General features: G+C 61.0%; 9 protein-coding genes. 8 read left to right on the top strand and 1 reads right to left on the bottom strand.

Annotated features, from left to right (window positions below):
• Positions 1–88: 88 nt before the first annotated feature.
• The 3 genes from ACYVAC_RS03595 to ACYVAC_RS03585 all read left to right on the top strand — a co-directional run bounded on the left by ACYVAC_RS03595 (position 89) and on the right by ACYVAC_RS03585 (position 3,485).
• The gene (locus ACYVAC_RS03595) at positions 89–2,056 is read left to right on the top strand and encodes a tetratricopeptide repeat-containing sensor histidine kinase (protein WP_461096202.1); all 1,968 of its coding nucleotides are present in this window, start codon (positions 89–91) and stop codon (positions 2,054–2,056) included.
• Between the two features lie 86 nt (positions 2,057–2,142).
• Entirely contained in the window at positions 2,143–2,775 is a 633-nt protein-coding gene (locus tag ACYVAC_RS03590) for a response regulator (protein WP_461096201.1), read from the top strand.
• Entirely contained in the window at positions 2,772–3,485 is a 714-nt protein-coding gene (locus ACYVAC_RS03585; RefSeq protein ID WP_461096200.1) for a hypothetical protein, read from the top strand. Before ACYVAC_RS03590 ends, ACYVAC_RS03585 begins: the two co-directional genes overlap by 4 nt.
• A gap of 186 nt (positions 3,486–3,671) precedes the next feature.
• Here ACYVAC_RS03585 and ACYVAC_RS03580 read toward each other — a convergent pair whose 3' ends face one another.
• Positions 3,672–4,208: a hypothetical protein gene (locus ACYVAC_RS03580; RefSeq protein WP_461096199.1), complete on the bottom strand. Its 537-nt coding sequence runs from the start codon at positions 4,206–4,208 to the stop codon at positions 3,672–3,674.
• Positions 4,209–4,348: 140 nt separating this feature from the next.
• On the opposite strand from ACYVAC_RS03580, the gene ACYVAC_RS03575 reads away from it, so the two are divergent.
• The 5 genes from ACYVAC_RS03575 to ACYVAC_RS03555 all read left to right on the top strand — a co-directional run bounded on the left by ACYVAC_RS03575 (position 4,349) and on the right by ACYVAC_RS03555 (position 17,607).
• Entirely contained in the window at positions 4,349–6,274 is a 1,926-nt protein-coding gene (locus ACYVAC_RS03575) for an ATP-binding protein (protein WP_461096198.1), read from the top strand.
• Positions 6,237–6,854 (top strand): response regulator, encoded by a 618-nt coding sequence (locus tag ACYVAC_RS03570; RefSeq protein WP_461096197.1) that lies wholly within the window; start codon positions 6,237–6,239, stop codon positions 6,852–6,854. Before ACYVAC_RS03575 ends, ACYVAC_RS03570 begins: the two co-directional genes overlap by 38 nt.
• A 48-nt stretch (positions 6,855–6,902) precedes the next feature.
• Positions 6,903–9,179: a S9 family peptidase gene (locus tag ACYVAC_RS03565; protein WP_461096196.1), complete on the top strand. Its 2,277-nt coding sequence runs from the start codon at positions 6,903–6,905 to the stop codon at positions 9,177–9,179.
• A 336-nt stretch (positions 9,180–9,515) separates the two neighbouring features.
• The gene (locus tag ACYVAC_RS03560) at positions 9,516–11,207 is read left to right on the top strand and encodes a TonB-dependent receptor (RefSeq protein ID WP_461096195.1); all 1,692 of its coding nucleotides are present in this window, start codon (positions 9,516–9,518) and stop codon (positions 11,205–11,207) included.
• Entirely contained in the window at positions 11,191–17,607 is a 6,417-nt protein-coding gene (locus tag ACYVAC_RS03555) for a hypothetical protein (RefSeq protein ID WP_461096194.1), read from the top strand. The genes ACYVAC_RS03560 and ACYVAC_RS03555 overlap by 17 nt, the downstream gene beginning before the upstream one ends.
• The last annotated feature ends 4 nt before the right edge of the window (positions 17,608–17,611 follow it).

Below are 17,611 nucleotides of genomic sequence, written 5' to 3'. Positions count from 1 at the left end.
ACGCCCATTGCTAAGATGGTGACCGAATAATAAAGAGCTACGGGGTTGATCGGGAGGAAACAGGTAATTCGTAAAAAACCTCGATCCTATGAAACACGGTTCCGCGTGGCTTTTGGCCAGCCTGCTCCTGCTGTCGACGCAGGTGAGCAGGGGGCAGGGGGCTGGCGTCGATTCGCTGGCGCGTTTCCTCCGAACCCATTCGCCGACCGACACGGCCTACGTGCGGGCGATGGACCCGGTAATCGTAGACATGATCTACAAAAAAGCCGACTATGCCCGGGCCGACTCGATGAGCCGGCAGATGGTTGACCTGGCCACCCGGCTCCGCGACTGGCACGGGCTGGTGCGGGGCCAGCGCAACCGGAGCATCCTGTTTATCATGACGGCCAACTACGAGCAGGCCGTGGCCAGTGCGAAGAAAGCCCTGGAAGTTGCCGAGCAGCATAGCATGCCCCCGGTTATCGTGGGTGGTCTGCTCAGCAACCTGGCGGCCGTTTACGACCGGCAGGGCAATGCCCCGCTGGTGTTTCAGACCGCCTTGCGGGCCATTCAGCTGCAGGAGAAATACGATTTCCGGCCCCGCTCGCCGGTTATTTACCGGCTGATTGGGGGGGCGCTGGTGAAAATGGGCAAGAAAGAGCAGGCCATGCCTTACTACCAGAAAGCAGGCGTGCTGTTTCGCGAGCTGGGCGATCCGCGCGGTATTGCCATTTTCGAAAATCAGCTGGGCGAATTCTACAACACCCTCAACCAGCCGCAGCAGGCACTGGTACACTACCGGGAATCGCTGAAACTGGCCGAATCGCTCAAGTTCGACCTGCTTAAATTCGATGTGTTCGACGGGCTGGCCAATGCCTACCGGCTGCTCGGCAAACCGGCCGAGGGGATGCCCTACGCCCGGCGCGCCCTGACCATTGGCGAGCAGCAGCAGAACAAACGGGCCTGCTGCGTGGCCTACGGCACAATTGCCCACCTCTATCAGGCACAGAACGACTACACGCAGGCCGAAGCTCACCTGAAAAAGGCCATGATCCTGGCCGACGACAATGCCTTCAACGACGAGCGCAAAAAACTGACGCAGCAGCTGGCCGATCTGTACGGTGTGCAGCACAAATTTCAGCAGGCCTATACGTACCAGCTCGAAAAAAACCGCCAGACCGATTCGGCCATCGTGATCCGTACCAATGCCGAACTGCAGCGGATGGTGGTGCAGTATGAAACCCAGAAAAAAGAAGCCCGCATCAAGCTGCTGCAACGCGAAACCCAGCTGCTGCAGCAGGCCAAAAAACTGGAGCAGGAGGAGGCCCGGCAGGCCCGCTGGCAGCGCAATGCCGGTTTGCTAGGTGGGCTGCTGCTACTGCTGCTGGGCGGAGCGGTTAGTGCCTGGCTCCTCAACCGGGCCAAGGTACGGCGGCTGGAAGAGTCGCAGCAGCTGCGCCAGCAGATTGCCCACGACCTGCACGACGAGGTGGGCAGCACGCTCAGCAGCATCTCCCTGCTGAGCGGTCATACCGACAAACTGCTCCGCGACAGCCAGTCGGGCGGAGCGGTACAGGCCACCGAAACGGCCCAGCGCATGGTGCAGAAAATTTATACCGACGCCCGGCAGATACTGGAATCCATCGACGAGATTATCTGGACCATCAACCCCGGCAACGATTCGCTGCAACGCATCGTGCTGCGGTTGCAGGAGTATGCCCAGCCGCTGATGGAATCGAAAAACATTGCCTTTACGCTCAGCGTCGATCCGGCGCTGAATGAACTGCCAGTGTCAATGGACGTCCGGCGCAACCTGTACCTGATTGGCAAGGAAGCCATCAACAATCTGGTCAAGTACGCCGATGCCACCCGGGCCACCCTGCGATTCGAACGGCGGGGTAATGAGTTTGCGGTGCTGATCGAAGACAACGGGCAGGGCTTCGATACCGGCCAGGCCAGCACCCGCAACGGGCAGCAGAGCATGCAGCAACGGGCCGCAGCCATGGGCGGCCGGCTGACGGTGGAGTCGACCCCGGGGCAGGGTACCCGCCTTGAACTGACGGCTGCGGTGGGCTGACGGGTCATACACTTATCCGATTTCGGCAATGGGTACGCCATTGTAGTTTTGTACGGTCCTGTCCATTCCTAACGCTGAAGCCGCGTATGATTCGTGTAGCCATCTTCGACGATAACCGCTCCCTGCGCGAAACCCTGGCGCTGGTAGTCGACGCAACCGACGATCTGATCGTGACGGGAGCTTATGCCGACGCGCTCGATGCCGTGCGGTGCGTTGAACGCGACCAGCCCGACGTGATTCTGATGGATATCGACATGCCGGGGCGCACGGGCATCGAAGCCGTCAGGCTGATTCGGGCCCAGCCAGCGCGCGCCCGCATTCTGATGCTCACGGTGTTCGAAGATGTCGACCGGATTTTTGCGGCCCTGTCGGCGGGAGCCGTGGGGTACCTCCTCAAGAAAACCCCCGCCGACAAAATTATCGAGGCCATCCGCGACGTGGTGGCGGGGGGAGCTGCCATGACTCCATCCATTGCCCTGAAAGTGCTGACCACGTTTCAGCAGCCCGCCGGGCTGGCCAACCCCTTTGCCCTGACTGAAAAGGAACGGGCAGTGCTGCACCGGCTGGTCGAAGGCGACAGCTACAAACTCATCGCCCACCACTGCCAGATCAGCATGGGTACGGTGCGGACCCACATTGTCAATATCTACGAGAAGCTGCACGTCAACTCCAAGTCGGAAGCGGTGGCAAAAGCCCTCAAAGCCGGACTGGTCAAATGAACCGGTTGCTGCTGATGGGGCTGGTGCTGCTGGCAGCCTGCGGCTTCGACCGAACCGCCAGCCGGGATTCGGCAACGGGCCCGTCCCGGTCGAAGCCCGCTGCCCTGGTCAACGATTTTCGGATTGTGCCGGGCAGCCGCGTAGGGCCGGTGCGGGCCACCACCACCGAGGCTGATCTGCTCCGGCAACTGGGGAAGGAGGTGGTAACAACGGGCGACACGATCTACGGGCCCGAGGGAACGGAGTGGATCGGTACAACCCTCTACAAGGGCCGGCCCGACCAGGTGCATATTCTGTATCGCGATTCGCTGCTGCGCCGGCAGCCCGAACTGGTCTTGATTCGGCCGGAACTGACGGATGCCGACGGCCGGCCGCTGCCAAACCCGTCGCCGGGCCGCTGGGCTACCGCCGACGGGCTGCGCGTGGGCACCACACTCCGGGCGCTGGAGCACCGCAATGGCCGGCCGTTCCGGCTGTGGGGCTTCGCGTGGGACTACGGCGGAGCGGTGTCCAGCTGGCAGGGTGGCCGGCTCGACGCGGGCCCCCAAACCGCGCTGACCATGACCCTGGGACCCGGCCCTGACCTGACGCCAGCGCAGGCCCGGGCGCTCGACCGCGTGCTGGGCGACCGCGAATTTGGGTCGACGAGTTCGGCCATGCAGGTGCTCAACCCAAGGGTGCAAAGCCTGCAGGTAAGGCTGAACCCCTAGGCCAGCGCATCGAAACCGAATTGAAGGCCATGCTTACGGCGCATATTCGCCGGTTGCAGACCAGCCGACAAGGCCAGCTGCCTACGCTGCATAACCCGGCCACGGAGTAGGGGGGGGCGGGCAGGAAAACCGGTTGCCCGGTCATGGGTTTGATCGGCTGGCCTGTAACGTTGCCGTACTAACGGACTATTTAAGCGTCGACAGGGGCGAAGCCGACCTCTGTCCTCTCACGCCCGATCGGGCGGGGAGGATCAGTATTCGCACAGCGTCGAATGTTTCGGTGCCGGCCTGATGATTGGCCACCCGGCGCAGGAAAATACCCGACAGTGTGCTCTTCGATTCTGCGGCCATGTAAAATGAGTATTCATTGCCCGTAGCGGTTTCTCCTGGTACCGAAAACCAGCGCTCGACGGGCGACCCGCTAGCCGCATGTACGGCTTGCTTTACGTAGACACAGATGACGGATTCGTCGGTTGTGCTGACCGGCACCGAGGCCGGAAAAGGGATGAACAGGTCGGCTGTTCCGATATGCGTTTTCGACTTGTAGTTAATTGGCTGGGCGTTGACCCTGCCGAAAACTGGATTAGCAGTGGCAAGCGGTCCGCTTGCCACTGCCGGCCCCTGGGGACCGTCCAGTTCCCTACAGGAAGCCACACTGATAAGCAGCAGCAGACTACCGAACTGGACAGCCTGCCGCACGACCCGCGAGTAGGGTGTTTTCATGAACGTACTATAGTGATGTGGATAGAAAAGCAACACCACAAAGTTGCGGTTGGTAAGCCCGGGCAACCATCCCCCTCCAGGGGGATTTTTTCGGGACAACTGTTTTAATTAGTTTGCTCCTGCCACACTGGTTATACGCTATGAAGATCTGGCTCTGTATTGGTTTGCTCTGCGTCGGACCATGGGTTTGCCAGGGGCAACACCTTTTTCTGATCACCAGCCACCGAAAGCAGGTCATTGATTCGCTGCATAGAACAATAGCCGCTCTCTGCCGGCAACCGGTGCATATCGGGCGCGACACCAGCTTGTTTTTTGCCCTCGATCGGTACTATTACCACCTGTCGCAGCTCAACCCGCGCTTTTCGCCCACCGTCGACCTGCAAAAATTCTACGCGGATTCAATGCTGCGGGTTGCCCGTCGTAGCCGATGGTCCCAGGGTATAGCCATTGCTACCGTGCGGCAGGGGCGGGCTGCATTCAACCACCGGCAGGATTCTACGGCTTTACGGCTGTTGCAGCGGGGGGCTGCTTTGTGTCGTCAGCAACGGTTATCGCATGAACTGGGGTTGGTACTCATCAATCTGGCCACCTGCCTGGCCTACCGCCCAACCAACACGCCCGACGAGTGGCAACAGGCCATGACTTATATGCGGCAGGCGCTGCGCGTGGGCCAGCTTGCAAACGACTCCGAAGTGATTTACCTGTACTATGACTTCATGGGTGACTTTCATATTCTGCGACGCCAGTATGGCCAGGCACTCAGCTACTTCGATGCGGCCGAACCAATACTACGCCAGCACCCGCTTTTGAGCGGCAACCGGACGAATCTGGGCTACCGGGCAATCTGTCATCTGCATCTGGGCCATCAGCAGGCGGCCCGGCAGCTACTGACCCGGTTTTTTGTCCGGAGCAATCCTGATGAAGGTACGTACGCGGCTTATCTGCATCACACTGTGCTCTACGAGATCAGTCAGCACTACCTGAAACACCAGTCGTACCAGTCGGCACTGTATTATCTGCGTCAATACGCCCGTATCCTGCATCAGCGCCCGCCCATCGACCACTTCAAATACCACCGGAGCCTGGCCGAGATTTACGAGAAAACGGGTCAGTATCGGCGGGCACTCTATCACCGGTCACTGTATCAGGCCGCGCAGGATACCATCCGGTCGGAGGAGTTTAGTCAGCAGTTCGCTGCGCTGGAACGGCGCTACCAGGTAAGCCGGCGGGAAACCCAGATCCAGGCCCTGAAGAACCAGACGCTCGATCAGCAGAACCGCGTTCAGCAAACGCGGATCTGGCTATTAGGCGTCAGTCTGCTGCTCCTGTTGAGTGTGCTGGGGCTGCTGCTGTATGCCAGCCGGTTGCGTCGTAAACGAATGCAGTCGGAGTTGCAGCTGGCTACACTCCGTAACAAGGCCAATGCTTCCATTTTGCAGGCCCAGGAGGCCGAGCGGGCCCGAATAGCCGCCGATATTCATGACGAACTAGGGGGCCTGCTGGCTACGGTCAATCACCAGCTTACGCAGAGCTTGCAGGCCCCGACGTTGCCCGAACTGGTGCAGAAAGTAACCGACATCAAATCGGTGTCGGCGCAGGCCGGCGCCCGAATCCGGCATATTGCCCATAATCTGATGCCGCCCGATTTTGCCCGGCTCGGGCTGGTGGAGAGTGCCCAGCAGCTGGTTGAATCGCTGGACGATCAGCAGGGGACGTTTGCCCTGTTTGGCGAACCTCGGCGCCTGATTCCCGAGGTCGAACTGAATACGTACCGGATCGTGTCCGAACTGCTGCACAACATTCGCAAACACGCCCAGGCCAGTCATGTGTCGGTGCAGTTGCTGTTCCATACCGATGGGCTTAGCCTGGTTGTCGAAGATGACGGAATTGGCTATGACGGGGCCGAAGACGCGAGCCGTTCGGCCGGAATTGGTTTGAAAACGATTCAGTCGCGAGTTACTTACCTGAATGCCCGCTGGCATACCGACAGCAGTCCGCGGGGTACGATCACGCTTATCGATATTCCCTATGCTTATGACCCAGGCAAGCCTGCTGATCGCCGATGATCACCGGCTTTTTAACGATGCTATCGCCACCATGCTACGGCCCCTGTCGCGGGTAGTGCAACAGGTATTTGACGGAGCCAACCTGCACTATGCTATCCAGAAACACTGCCCGGATTTGCTGTTGCTGGACATCAATTTACCCGCTCTCAACGGGCTTGAGGCCGCCCGCCTTATTCGCCAGCACACGCCCGACCTGGCCATTGTGCTGGTGACCATGTACAACCACGCCCACTTTGTTGCTGAAGCGAAAACGCTGGGGCTAAACGGGTATCTGCTCAAAGATTCGCCTTCGGACGTGCTCATTCAGGGCGTGCAGACCGTGCTGGATGGCGGTTCCTTCTTTGATCCGAAGCTCCGGAAGCGTCCTGACCTGACCGATACGTTCGTCAAAGTCAGCCTGCTCTCCCGGCGCGAAAAAGAAATAGTGCAGTGGCTGATATCGGGAAAAACGGCTGAGCAGATAGCCGATGCGTTGTGCATCACCTACGAAACCGTTAAAAGCCACCGCAAGAATATTTATCTCAAGCTGGGCATCAACAGCCTTATCGAACTCGTACAGTTCAGCCGGGAGCAGGAGTAGGTAGCATAGTCAGGTGCCGGGCATCGGAAAACCCATGGCTTATACGGGATGATTGCCCAGCAGGCCGTTACGGGTCTGGCGGCTGCTTTCAGCCACGGCCTGTACGTTCGTCAGTCCAGCGTATCGGCCCGTTACGCTGACCGGGCCGATGCCCGCCAATTTGCAGCACCGGGCCCGGTGGCGTATTTTCAGGGCTTCAGCGCGGCCAGTTCCGGATCCGGAGCCTCCGCCACAACCATCCTGACAACCATGACCACAACGGCTACCTTCTTCAGCGCTCTGCTGCTCGCCACCGCTGCCCTGGCTCAACCAAGCCCATCGGCACCGGTTTCGGCTACCCAGCCAGGGGCCTCCACCGCCAAACGACCCATTCGTCCGTCCGACGTGATGCGGCTCCAGACCATTGCCGACCCGCAGGTGTCGCCCGATGGCCAGTGGGTGGCTTATGTGCAGTCGGCTGTCGACGCGAGTAAAGACAAACGCAACGCCGATATCTGGATGGTGCGCTGGGACGGTGCCGAATCCGTGCAGCTTACCAGCAGTCCCGACGGCGAATCGACCCCGCGCTGGAGTCCCGATGGCAAGTGGCTGTCGTTTCTGTCGAGCCGGAGTGGGCTGCCCGGTACGGCGCCCGGCACGCAACTCTGGCTGATGGACCGGCGCGGGGGCGAAGCCCGCAAACTGACCGACCTGAAGGGCGAACTGGAAGAGTATGAATGGTCGCCGTCGGGCCGGAAAATCGCCCTGGTCATTCGGGATAAGGATTACTCCGATTCGGCCAAAACCAAGGTCCGCACGCCCTACGTGCTGGATCGGCACCAGTTCAAGGCCGATATGAAGGGGTACCTGGATCGCCGGCCCATGCACCTCTACGTGTTCGATGTGGCCACCAAAACGCTGGACACGCTCACCAGAGGCCTGTATGACGAAACCGCCCCGGCCTGGTCGCCCGACGAAACGCAGCTGGCCTTTACCAGCAACCGAAGTGCCGACCCCGATAAAAACGAGAACACCGATGTGTATGTGATGGCGGCCCGGGCGGGGGGGCAGCCGCGCCAGCTCACCAACTGGCCGGGCCGCGATGGGGGTGCCGTCTGGAGCCCCGATGGCCGGCAACTGGCGTACCTGCGCTCCACGGCGTCGACCGACTTTATCATGTACGACCAGCCCGTGCTGGCGGTGATTGGCGTGGAGGCCGGCGCGGCAGGCCTGCCGCAGCCTCGCCTGCTGTCGCTGCCGCTCGACCGCCCCGTCCGGAACGCCCGCTGGTCGGCCGATGGGCAGCGCATTGGCCTGCTGATCGACGACGACCGCCGGACCCACGTGGCCGAATACGGCGTCGCTGATGGTAAGCTGACTTACCTGACCACGGGCGACCGGGCCTTTGCCGACCTCGAACTGAATCCGAAAGGGGGGTGGGTTACGCTGATGAGTGAGCCGCAGCTGCCAACGGAAGTGTACGCCCTCGAAAACGGCGCCACCCGTCGGCTCACCGCCGTGCAGAACGAATTTGTGGCTCCGCTGGCGCTGGCCGCCGTTACGGGCTACACCTCGCGCAGCAAAGACGGGGCGCAGGTGTCGAACCTGCTGTTTCTACCGCCCGGGGGGGCTTCCGCCAAACTGCCGGCTGTTTTCTACATTCACGGCGGGCCGGTGGGGCAGGATACGTACGGCTTCGATCTGACGCGGCAGGTGCTGGCGGGTGGGGGCTACGCCGTGGTAGGCGTCAACTACCGGGGTAGCAACGGGCGCGGCCTTGCCTACACCAAAGCCATCTATGCCGACTGGGGTAACAAAGAAGTGCTTGATGTGCTGGGGGCTGCCGACGCGCTGGTGCAGAAAGGCACGGCCGACCCCGCCCGGCTGGGTATCGGTGGCTGGAGCTACGGCGGTATTCTGACCAACTACGTGATTGCATCGGATACACGGTTCAAAGCTGCCGCCAGCGGGGCCGGTAGTTCGCTGCAGCTGACCATGTATGGCAGCGACCAGTACGTGAATCAGTACGAGAATGAACTGGGCCTGCCCTGGAAAAACCTCGACAAGTGGCTCAAAGTGTCGTATCCGTTTCTGAAGGCCGACCGGATAAAAACCCCGACGCTGTTCATGGCGAGCGAGAAAGATTTCAACGTGCCGGTGGCGGGCAGCGAGCAGATGTATCAGGCCCTGCAGACGCTGGGGGTACCTACGCAGCTGATCATTTACCCCAACCAGTTTCACGGCATCACCACGCCCAGCTATCAGCAGGATCGATTGGTGCGCTACCTCAGCTGGTTCGATCAGTATCTGAAAGGCAACCTGTCGGCGGCTCAAACGGGTCGGTAATACGCCTTCGCTTGCCCGGCCCAAACGCCCGGCTCATCCGATACACGGGATGGGTCGGGCGTTTTTTGTTTGGGATAATTCCGCTGGGCCGGGGCGGGTTTCTACGCGGTCCGGCCCAGCAGTTCTACGGATTCTGATCGGATAAAGCGCCAGCTGTAGAGCATTGCTATGGTGTTAACTAATTGAATATCAATGGTAAGTGTTGGTGCGGGGTGATGCTGGTCATACGTTTATCCGATTGTCCGACGCCCGCGTAGCCAGTAGGTTTGTTGTCAGAAATCACCCGTGGCCAGATCGGCTGTAGGTCTGTTTCGCAAGCTCTGCCCCTGCTGCTCTATGCGCTTCACGCTACTGCTTCTCGGCTTTCTGTTTCTGTCCGGCCAATCGGGTCGGGGACAGTCGGCACCCGATCCGCGGCCGTCGCTGGTCAGGGTGTCGGGCGGGTTGAACGCCTACGCCGGCCTGTATGCCAGCAACGGCATTGCCGCCCGAAACCAGCCCGCTCCGCTGGGGCTGAGCGGGGCCGTTACGGTTACGCTGCCGGGGGGCGTGTCGCTGCCGTTCTCGGCCGTGCTGGGCAATCAGGGCAGCAGTTTTCGGCAGCCCTTCAACCAGTTTGGCGTGTCGCCCACGTACAAATGGGCAACGCTGCACGCCGGCTACCGCAACGTCAGCTTCTCGCCCTTCACACTGGCCGGGCACACGTTTCTGGGCGGAGGGGTGGAGCTGAATCCCGGCAAGCTGCGGCTGGGCGCCGTCTACGGCCGCTTCAACAAAGCCATCTCGACCAAACTGGCCGAACCCGATATCATACCCGCCTATCAGCGAACGGGTTACGCCGTGAAAGTAGGCTACGGCAAACCCGGCAACTACGTCGACCTGATTCTGCTGCGGGCCCGCGACGATTCCAGCTCAATTGCCGCGCAGCCCCGGTCGCTGACGCAGACGGTGGTGCCCGCCGAGAATCTGGTGCTGGGCCTGACCACCCGGCTGCTGATTCTGAAACACCTGACGGTGGAGCTGGACGAAGCCGTCAGCGCCTATACCCGCGATGTGCGGGCCACGCCCGTGATGGCCGAAGGCAGCAACCCGCTGGTGCGGCTGTTTGGCCGGCTGCTCACGCCCCGGCTCTCGACCCAGCTGACGCAGGCTACGCAGGCGGCTATCGGCTACCGGGCAGGGCTCGCCGGCATCCGGTTTCAGTACAAGCGCATCGACCCCAATTTCCAGACCATGGGGGCCTACTATTTTCAATCGGACATTGAAAGCTACGCCCTGGCGCCCAGCCTGACCCTGCTCGCGGGCAAGCTGCAGCTGTCGGGTAGCTACGGTTTGCAGTTCGACAACCTGGCCGGTAACAAAACGGCCCGAACGGGTCGGAAAATCGGTTCGCTGGTGGCGTCGTACAATCCCTCCGCCACGTTCGGCCTCGATCTGCAGCTGGCCAACTACGGTATCAGCCAGCAGGCGGGGCTGCGGCCGATTATCGACACGCTTCGGCTGGCGCAGAACAATCTGTCGGCCACGGTCAGCGGGCGCTACACGCTCCAGAAAAACGACGTACTGCAGGTGTTTACCCTGACCACCACCTACCAGCAGCTCAGCGACCTCAACGCCACCACGGCCAGCCAGACCGAAAGCCGCAACACCAACCTGAACCTGGGGTATTTCTACCAGCAAACTACCACGGGCTGGGGCATCAACGGCATGCTGTCGTACACGCAGACGCAACTGCCCGTGGCCTTGGGCGATACCAACCAGACCGTGCGCTTTTTCGGGCCGACGCTGGGGGCTACCCAATCTTTTTTCGACAAAAAGCTCACCACCTCGGCCACCGCCAGCTACCTAATCAACCAGCAGGCGGGGCTGACGGGCAAGGTGCTGACCATCAGTGCCAGCGCCGGCTATCAGGTGGCCAAACGGCAGACCCTCAGCCTGTCGGCCAACTACCTCAATAGTAACACGGGCATTCAGGCGCAGCTGTTCAACGAACTCAGAGCAAACCTCGGCTATGGTCTTTCCTTTTAAATACCGTTCACTAGTCTATCGACAGTCGTCTGCCCAGCAGTGGGGCTGGCTGGTGGCCTTCGGGCTGCTGCTGGCCTCCCTGTCCGGGTGGGCGCAATCCTTTCCGCTGCAGGTGCAGGTCAGCGTGCTGCCGCCCTACAGCGCGTACCTGCAGGACTACCCCGGCGCGGGGCAGCAGGTGCGGGTGTTCATCATCAACACCAGCCGGCAAACCTACCAGATCCGGCTGGCGGGCCAGCTGACGGGCGACAATGGCGTGGTGATCCGGACGGCGGCCGGCTACCGCCCGCCCCGCCCCCTGACGGTACCGCCGGGCCAGACCCTGCTGAGCCGGTCGGACCTGGAAGGGCTGTTCGATCTGAATCAGGTGGAGGTGACGGGAATCGATAAAACTCAGCTGGCCCGGGGCCTGCCGCTCCCCGACGGGCAGTACCAGCTCTGCATCCGGGCGTTCAGCGAAACGCCCACCAACACGGCCGCTGTGGTGTTTGGCCAGCCCTTATCGGCGGAGTTCCCGATTGGCTGTTCGGCCCCGATTGCGGTACGCTCGGTCGAGCCGCCCATCCTGATCACTCCAGGCTGCGATGCCGCCGTTACGGCCACCAACCCCCAGGCGCTGGTCTTTACCTGGACACCCCCGGCGGGCGTGTCGCCGGCCCTGGTCGAGTACACCCTGCGCGTGGTTGAGCTGCCGCAGGTCGACGTAGACCCGAACGTATTTATCGATGCCGTGGCGCTACCCCGGTCGGGGGTGGAGGTGCGAGGTCTGCGCACGAGCACCTTCCTGTACGGGCCCACACAACCCCCGTTGCAGCTGGGCCGGCGCTACGCCTGGCGCGTACAGGCCATTGACCGCAGCGGTAAGCTGCATTTTCTGAACGATGGCAAAGCGCCCGTCTGCCCCTTCACCTACGGCACTGTGCAGCCCACGCTGGCCCTGACGCCCGGTCAGGAGCTGGTGCAGACCCCTACCAAACTGGTGCCGATGCCCGGCCCGGCGGTGCTGGCCACCACGCCTACGGGTGCTACGGCCGTGGCCAGTGTAATTCCCGCCCCGCCCGTAGCCACCGAACAGAAGGTGGCCAAAAGCAGCGTTGTCTGTAAAGCCGTAAGCCAGCCCGACAACACCAAACTCCAGACCGGCCCGCTCGACGGGAAAACGGTGAAACTGGGCGAGTTCGAACTGACCATTGCCACCGCCACCTCGGGGAAAGCAGGGCTGTCGGGAACGGGGCGGGTGAGCTGGCAGGGGGCACCCATCAAAGTGGTGTTTACCGATCTGCAGGTCAACACAGATAATCAGGTGATCAACGGCACCGTTACCTCCGACAGCAAGGGGCCGGGTATGCCGACGATTACGCCCGGTTCGCTGAGCAGCTACAGCAGCCTGCCCCCCGATTACTTCGATAAAATAACCAACTCGCTGACCACGGCCGCCAAGCAGGCGATAGCCGTGCCGCTGCCGATCAAATACGACGGCACGATCGGTACGATCGGTATCAACCAGATGACGTTCAGTCCGGTGGGGGCTATGATGGATCTGGTGCTGGGCGTACCCATTCCGGAGGCTAATGGCAAACTGCTGCTGGCCGCTACCGAGGTCTGCACGCGCCCCAGCCAGCGCATTCCCGACAATGGTGTGGTATATCTGGTGCAGGATTTTACGGTGCCGGGCATTGGCCAGACGCTCACGTTCCGGAAAAAAGACCCCGAGAAACCCGGTGTCGACGGCACCCAGGCGCAGGTAAAGAACGGTGATTTTGAAAAGGTCCATGCGGTAGTGAGCATCAACCTGGGCAGCAAGGTGCTCCGGCTCGACGATGGGCAGGGCGGCACCAAGGCGGGCGACGTGGTCAGCACCGTTACCACCGATTTTGTGAGCTGGTCCGACTGGATCGGTAAAGTGGAGCTGCCGCCGTTCCAACTCCCGCTGCTGAGTGGCGTCACCTTCTCGGGCAACGAGGTGCTGTACGACCATTCGAGCGTGCGTAACGTCGATGGGTTCAGCCTGCCCGACGACTATAAAGACGACAAGGGGCCCACCTTCGAGGGGGTTTACTTTAAAAAGCTGACGGTACAGCTGCCTAAATCGCTCAAAGACAGTCCGCGTATCAGTATCGGTGTCAACGGGGGCGTCGTCAACGGGTCGGGCTTCACGGGGGTTATCACCAGTACGGCAGCGCCCGTGCTCGACTACAAGAAAGAGAACATTGCCGGGTTTGGGTTCGGTATCGACCAGATTCAGTGGACCATCGTGCAGAACAGCAACCGGGGCGGGTTTATGCTGGGCCAGCTTCAGTTTCCGATCAGCACCGATGCGTTTAGCTACAGCTGTAATCTGTCGGGCGGTTTCGATAAGCTGCAGTTTACGGCTTCGCCCAAAGACGGGTATGCCGTGCCGCTGTTTGCCGCGACCATGGATCTGAACGCCAACACCAGCATCGACCTGACTTACACGGCGGGCAAAGGGGTTCAGGTGGGTATGAAACTGGCCGGCAAAGTCAGTATCAACGTCAAGAAATTCGCCGGCAGCGGCACCACCGGCCAGCTGATCGACGGCGTAGTGCCAAAGCTGTGTTTCCAGGATTTTCAGCTGCGAAACGCCACGGCCCCCGGCCTGTCGCCCCTGGGGGCTGGCCTGTATGCCAGTACCGGCAACTGGCAGCTCGATACCCAGTGTGCCCAGGTAGCCGGCAGCAGCCCACCCAAAGGCGGGGGAGGCCCTTGGTCGCCCGACGACCTAAACCGGCCTTGGGAAACAACCGCCGGCGATGACAGCAAGCCGGCGCTGGCTGGTTTCCCACTCGATTTCGACCCGCCCGCGTTCATCACGGCGAAGGAAGGAGCCGGTATCCGACTCGGCGTGGGGCTGCACCTGGGAGAGGTAGCCGACGACAAGAGCATGGTGCAGGCCCATGGCTCGGTCGATGTGCTGGGGAGCATCGGACAGGTGAACGGCCGCTTCAGCCCGGTGTATAAGGGCACCTACCCCCGCAGTTTCAGCCTCGCCGGCGGAATCGGGCCGCTGAAGGTGACGGGAGAAATGAAGTTTTTCAACACGGATGCTACCTACGGCGACGGCCTGAAGGGCAGCGCATCGGTGACGATTCCCAACTTCGACGTGACCCTGAAAATGATGCTGCTGTTCGGCAACGTGCAGGGCTTTCACTACGGTTTCGTCGACGGCAGTGCCCAGTTTCCGGGCATCCCGATTGTGGGGCCCATACGGCTGACGGGGCTGGGCGGGGGCATGCACTACAACATGCGCATGACCGTGGGCGGGCAGAACGCGCTGGCCGACCCTACGCTGGTGACCAAGCTGCCCAAGGCTACCAACGACCTGACCACGCCCCCGACCATCGACCTCAACAAACCCGGCCAGACTATGTCGGGCGCGGTGTTCGTACCCGACAAGGGACACTGGGGCCTCACGGCCAAGGTGTACGCCGGGCTGGTCGACCCTAAAGTATTCAACGCCAGTCTGGCCCTGACCATGGATTTTTCGGGGGGCAGCCTGTGGGGCGTTTCCATGCACGGAAATGCCAACGTGATCAGCCAGTCGGGCGATGGCGACGCAGCCGACGGCGTTGTCCACGCCCTGATGGACATCACCTATGCCGACAAGGAGCTGGACGCCGGGCTACAGGTCGATGCCAACTTTTTGACGGCCAGTGTCAAGATTCCGTTTCACATGCACGTTGCTTCGGCCAAAGACTGGTTTATCAAACTGGGCGATCCGCAGGGCCAGCGGATATCGGTGGTGCTGTTCGATCTGAACAAGTCGATTGTGAAGGCACACCTGGGGGCGGAGGCCTACCTGGTTGCCGGTGTAGGACCGAATGTGGGCGGTCTGCCCCCCGTGCCCGCCATTGTCGACAATTTTCTCACTAATGGCGCGAACACCCTGGCCTCGGCCAAGGCGGCCTACCAGCACCGGTCGATGCCCAATCTGATGCCCATTGGTAATAATTTTAAACTGCTGCTGGGTGGTAAGCTGGAGGGTGACTTTAAGGTCGAGGTGGAGCCCTTTCGGTTTTCGGCCAACGCCGTGGTGGGCTTCGATGCCGCGCTGGCCCAGAACATGGCGTGCGCCGAGGGTGGTACGCCAGACGGTGTTAAGGGCTGGTACGGCGAGGGACGGGCTTACGTGTATCTGGGGGGCAAGGTAGACCTGTTTGTCGATACCTGGTTTTTCTCGGGTTCGCTGACGCTGATGAAGCTGGAAGCCGGCGCGCTGCTGCAGGCTGGTCTGCCCAAGCCCGCCTGGGCCGCCGGCCGGGTAAAAGTAGCGGGCGAGGTACTGGATGGTCTTATCTCGGTATCGACCACGCAGGACTTTGCACTCGGCGACAAGTGTTCGCCGGTCTACAACGGTGACCCGCTGAAGGATATCGAGATCATCTCGGAAATAACACCGGCCACCAACGAAACCGATGTGTCGACACTGCCGACGATGGCCGTGGCCTTCAATATGCCGATGAATAAGGTGTTCGAGGTGTACGTTTCGAGCGATGACATCCGGTATTACCAGTTCAGAGCGGCTGCGCCGGTCATCACCATGACCCCACCCAACGGCAGCGCCACCAAACTGACCGAGCTGGGACCGGTAAACTGGGCCGCCGATTACCGCTCCTATACCGTGTCGGCAACGGCCTACCAGCCCTCCTTCGCCACCGTCAAACTCACGCAGTCGGTTAGCATCAAGGAAATGAACGGGGGCCAGTACGGCAACCCGGTCGATCCGATGAACTACCAGACCGGCCAGCGTGAGCCGCGTAGCCAGCAGAAAGAATCCAGCTTCACGCTGGGCAAACAGCCCGACGAGATACCGCTGGAAACCATTACCCGCACCTGGCCCATTAATGGTCAGCAGTATTTTCTGAAAAGCCACCAGCCCACGGGCCTGCTGACCGGAAAAACCCTGAAGGGACTGGATATCCTGAAAGCCAAAGCCGGCGAACAGCTGTCGGCCACGTTTGAGACGGGCAAGGGCGAGCGGCTGACGGTGCCGCTGACCTACGATGGCGAAAACACGCTGACCTTCCCCATTCCGGCCACGCTGAAAAACCAGACGGCCTACCGCCTGACGCTGGGCCGGCAGGCCAAACCCGCCGGCAGCATGCCCGGCGGACCGCTCACCAAGTCGCAGTACGTGACGCTGGCGCAAAGCCCGAAAGTGCAGCTCTACCGCACCACCTTCAATGCCGGCGCGGTGCAGGCGGCCGCTGCGGCTAACCAGGCCAATCAGCAGACGGTCTACTTCTCACTTCAGTTTGCCACCAGCCAGTTCAATACCTTCGAGGAAAAACTGGCCGCCCTGAACCTGAAGGCCTCTGACTACAAGTACGACAGAGAAATCTATCTGAGTCCGGCCGCCGGGACCTACGAGCGATTCGACCGCATCGACCTCTTCAACAATACCATTTATCCCAGCTTTGTATCGCCCCGGCTGCTCAACTACGAAACCCCGATTGCCGGTACACCCTATGCCAATACGCCCTACGAGAAAGAAGTGCGTACCCGGATCTATGATAAGCTGAAACTGCTGGCGGAGGACGGCAGCGGGTCGTACACCTCGGCGGGAGCCGGGCAGGGCGTCAGTGCCGATTTTCGCCTGTCGACCCTGAGCGAGCTGACCCCGGCCTCCGACCCGTATGACCGGGAAGCGTACAACGATCCCAACGGAACGTCGTCGGTAGGGGGTGTGCCGCAGCGGGTGCTCTTTCTGACGGCGTCGAAAGCAGCCTACAACCCGCTTAAGTCGGAGCTGAGCTGGCGGTTTGTGCGCGACAAGCTGGCCTACTGGGATCTGGTGGCGCTAAGCGGCATTCTCGACGCCCTGCAACGACTGAACTACCTGGATGTGCTGGGCGGCAAGACCTACAGCCCTGATAAGAACCTGAACGATCAGGCGTATATGGCGCTTCATTACCACGACCCCAACGCCGAGTCGGGCCATGTGTATGAGCCCACCTTCTACAGCGAAGCCTATATCGATGGCAATGGCAAGCAGCAGCCCCCGTCCAGCTGGCCCAACCCCAGTTATCGGAAAGTAGACGGCGCGGTCTACGACGAATGGGGGCATATACGGGTCGCATCGCCCTACAAGACGCTCATAATCAATAGTTTTTCGGGTGCGCTATACCGGAAGAAAACGTACTGGACCTTTGCCGAAGATAGCTACTACAAGCTGCAGGCCTACACCGACGATACGGGCAAAACCTACGGCGATGGCCCGGTTCGCGATGCCAAATCGCCCTTTCGAATCGCCTTCAAATACGGGTCTGGCCAAAGCCCGAAGGTTGTGAATAAGACCTTCACCATTGGCTCTCAGAACGCTCAGGGTTTCACGCCCATTCCCTACACACCCTATTCAACCTCCTTTTTCCTCAACAACTAATGCC

Source organism: Spirosoma luteolum (genome assembly GCF_054778875.1).
The sequence above is the reverse complement of the archived record's forward strand: the minus strand, read 5'-3'. Positions and strand labels throughout refer to the sequence as shown.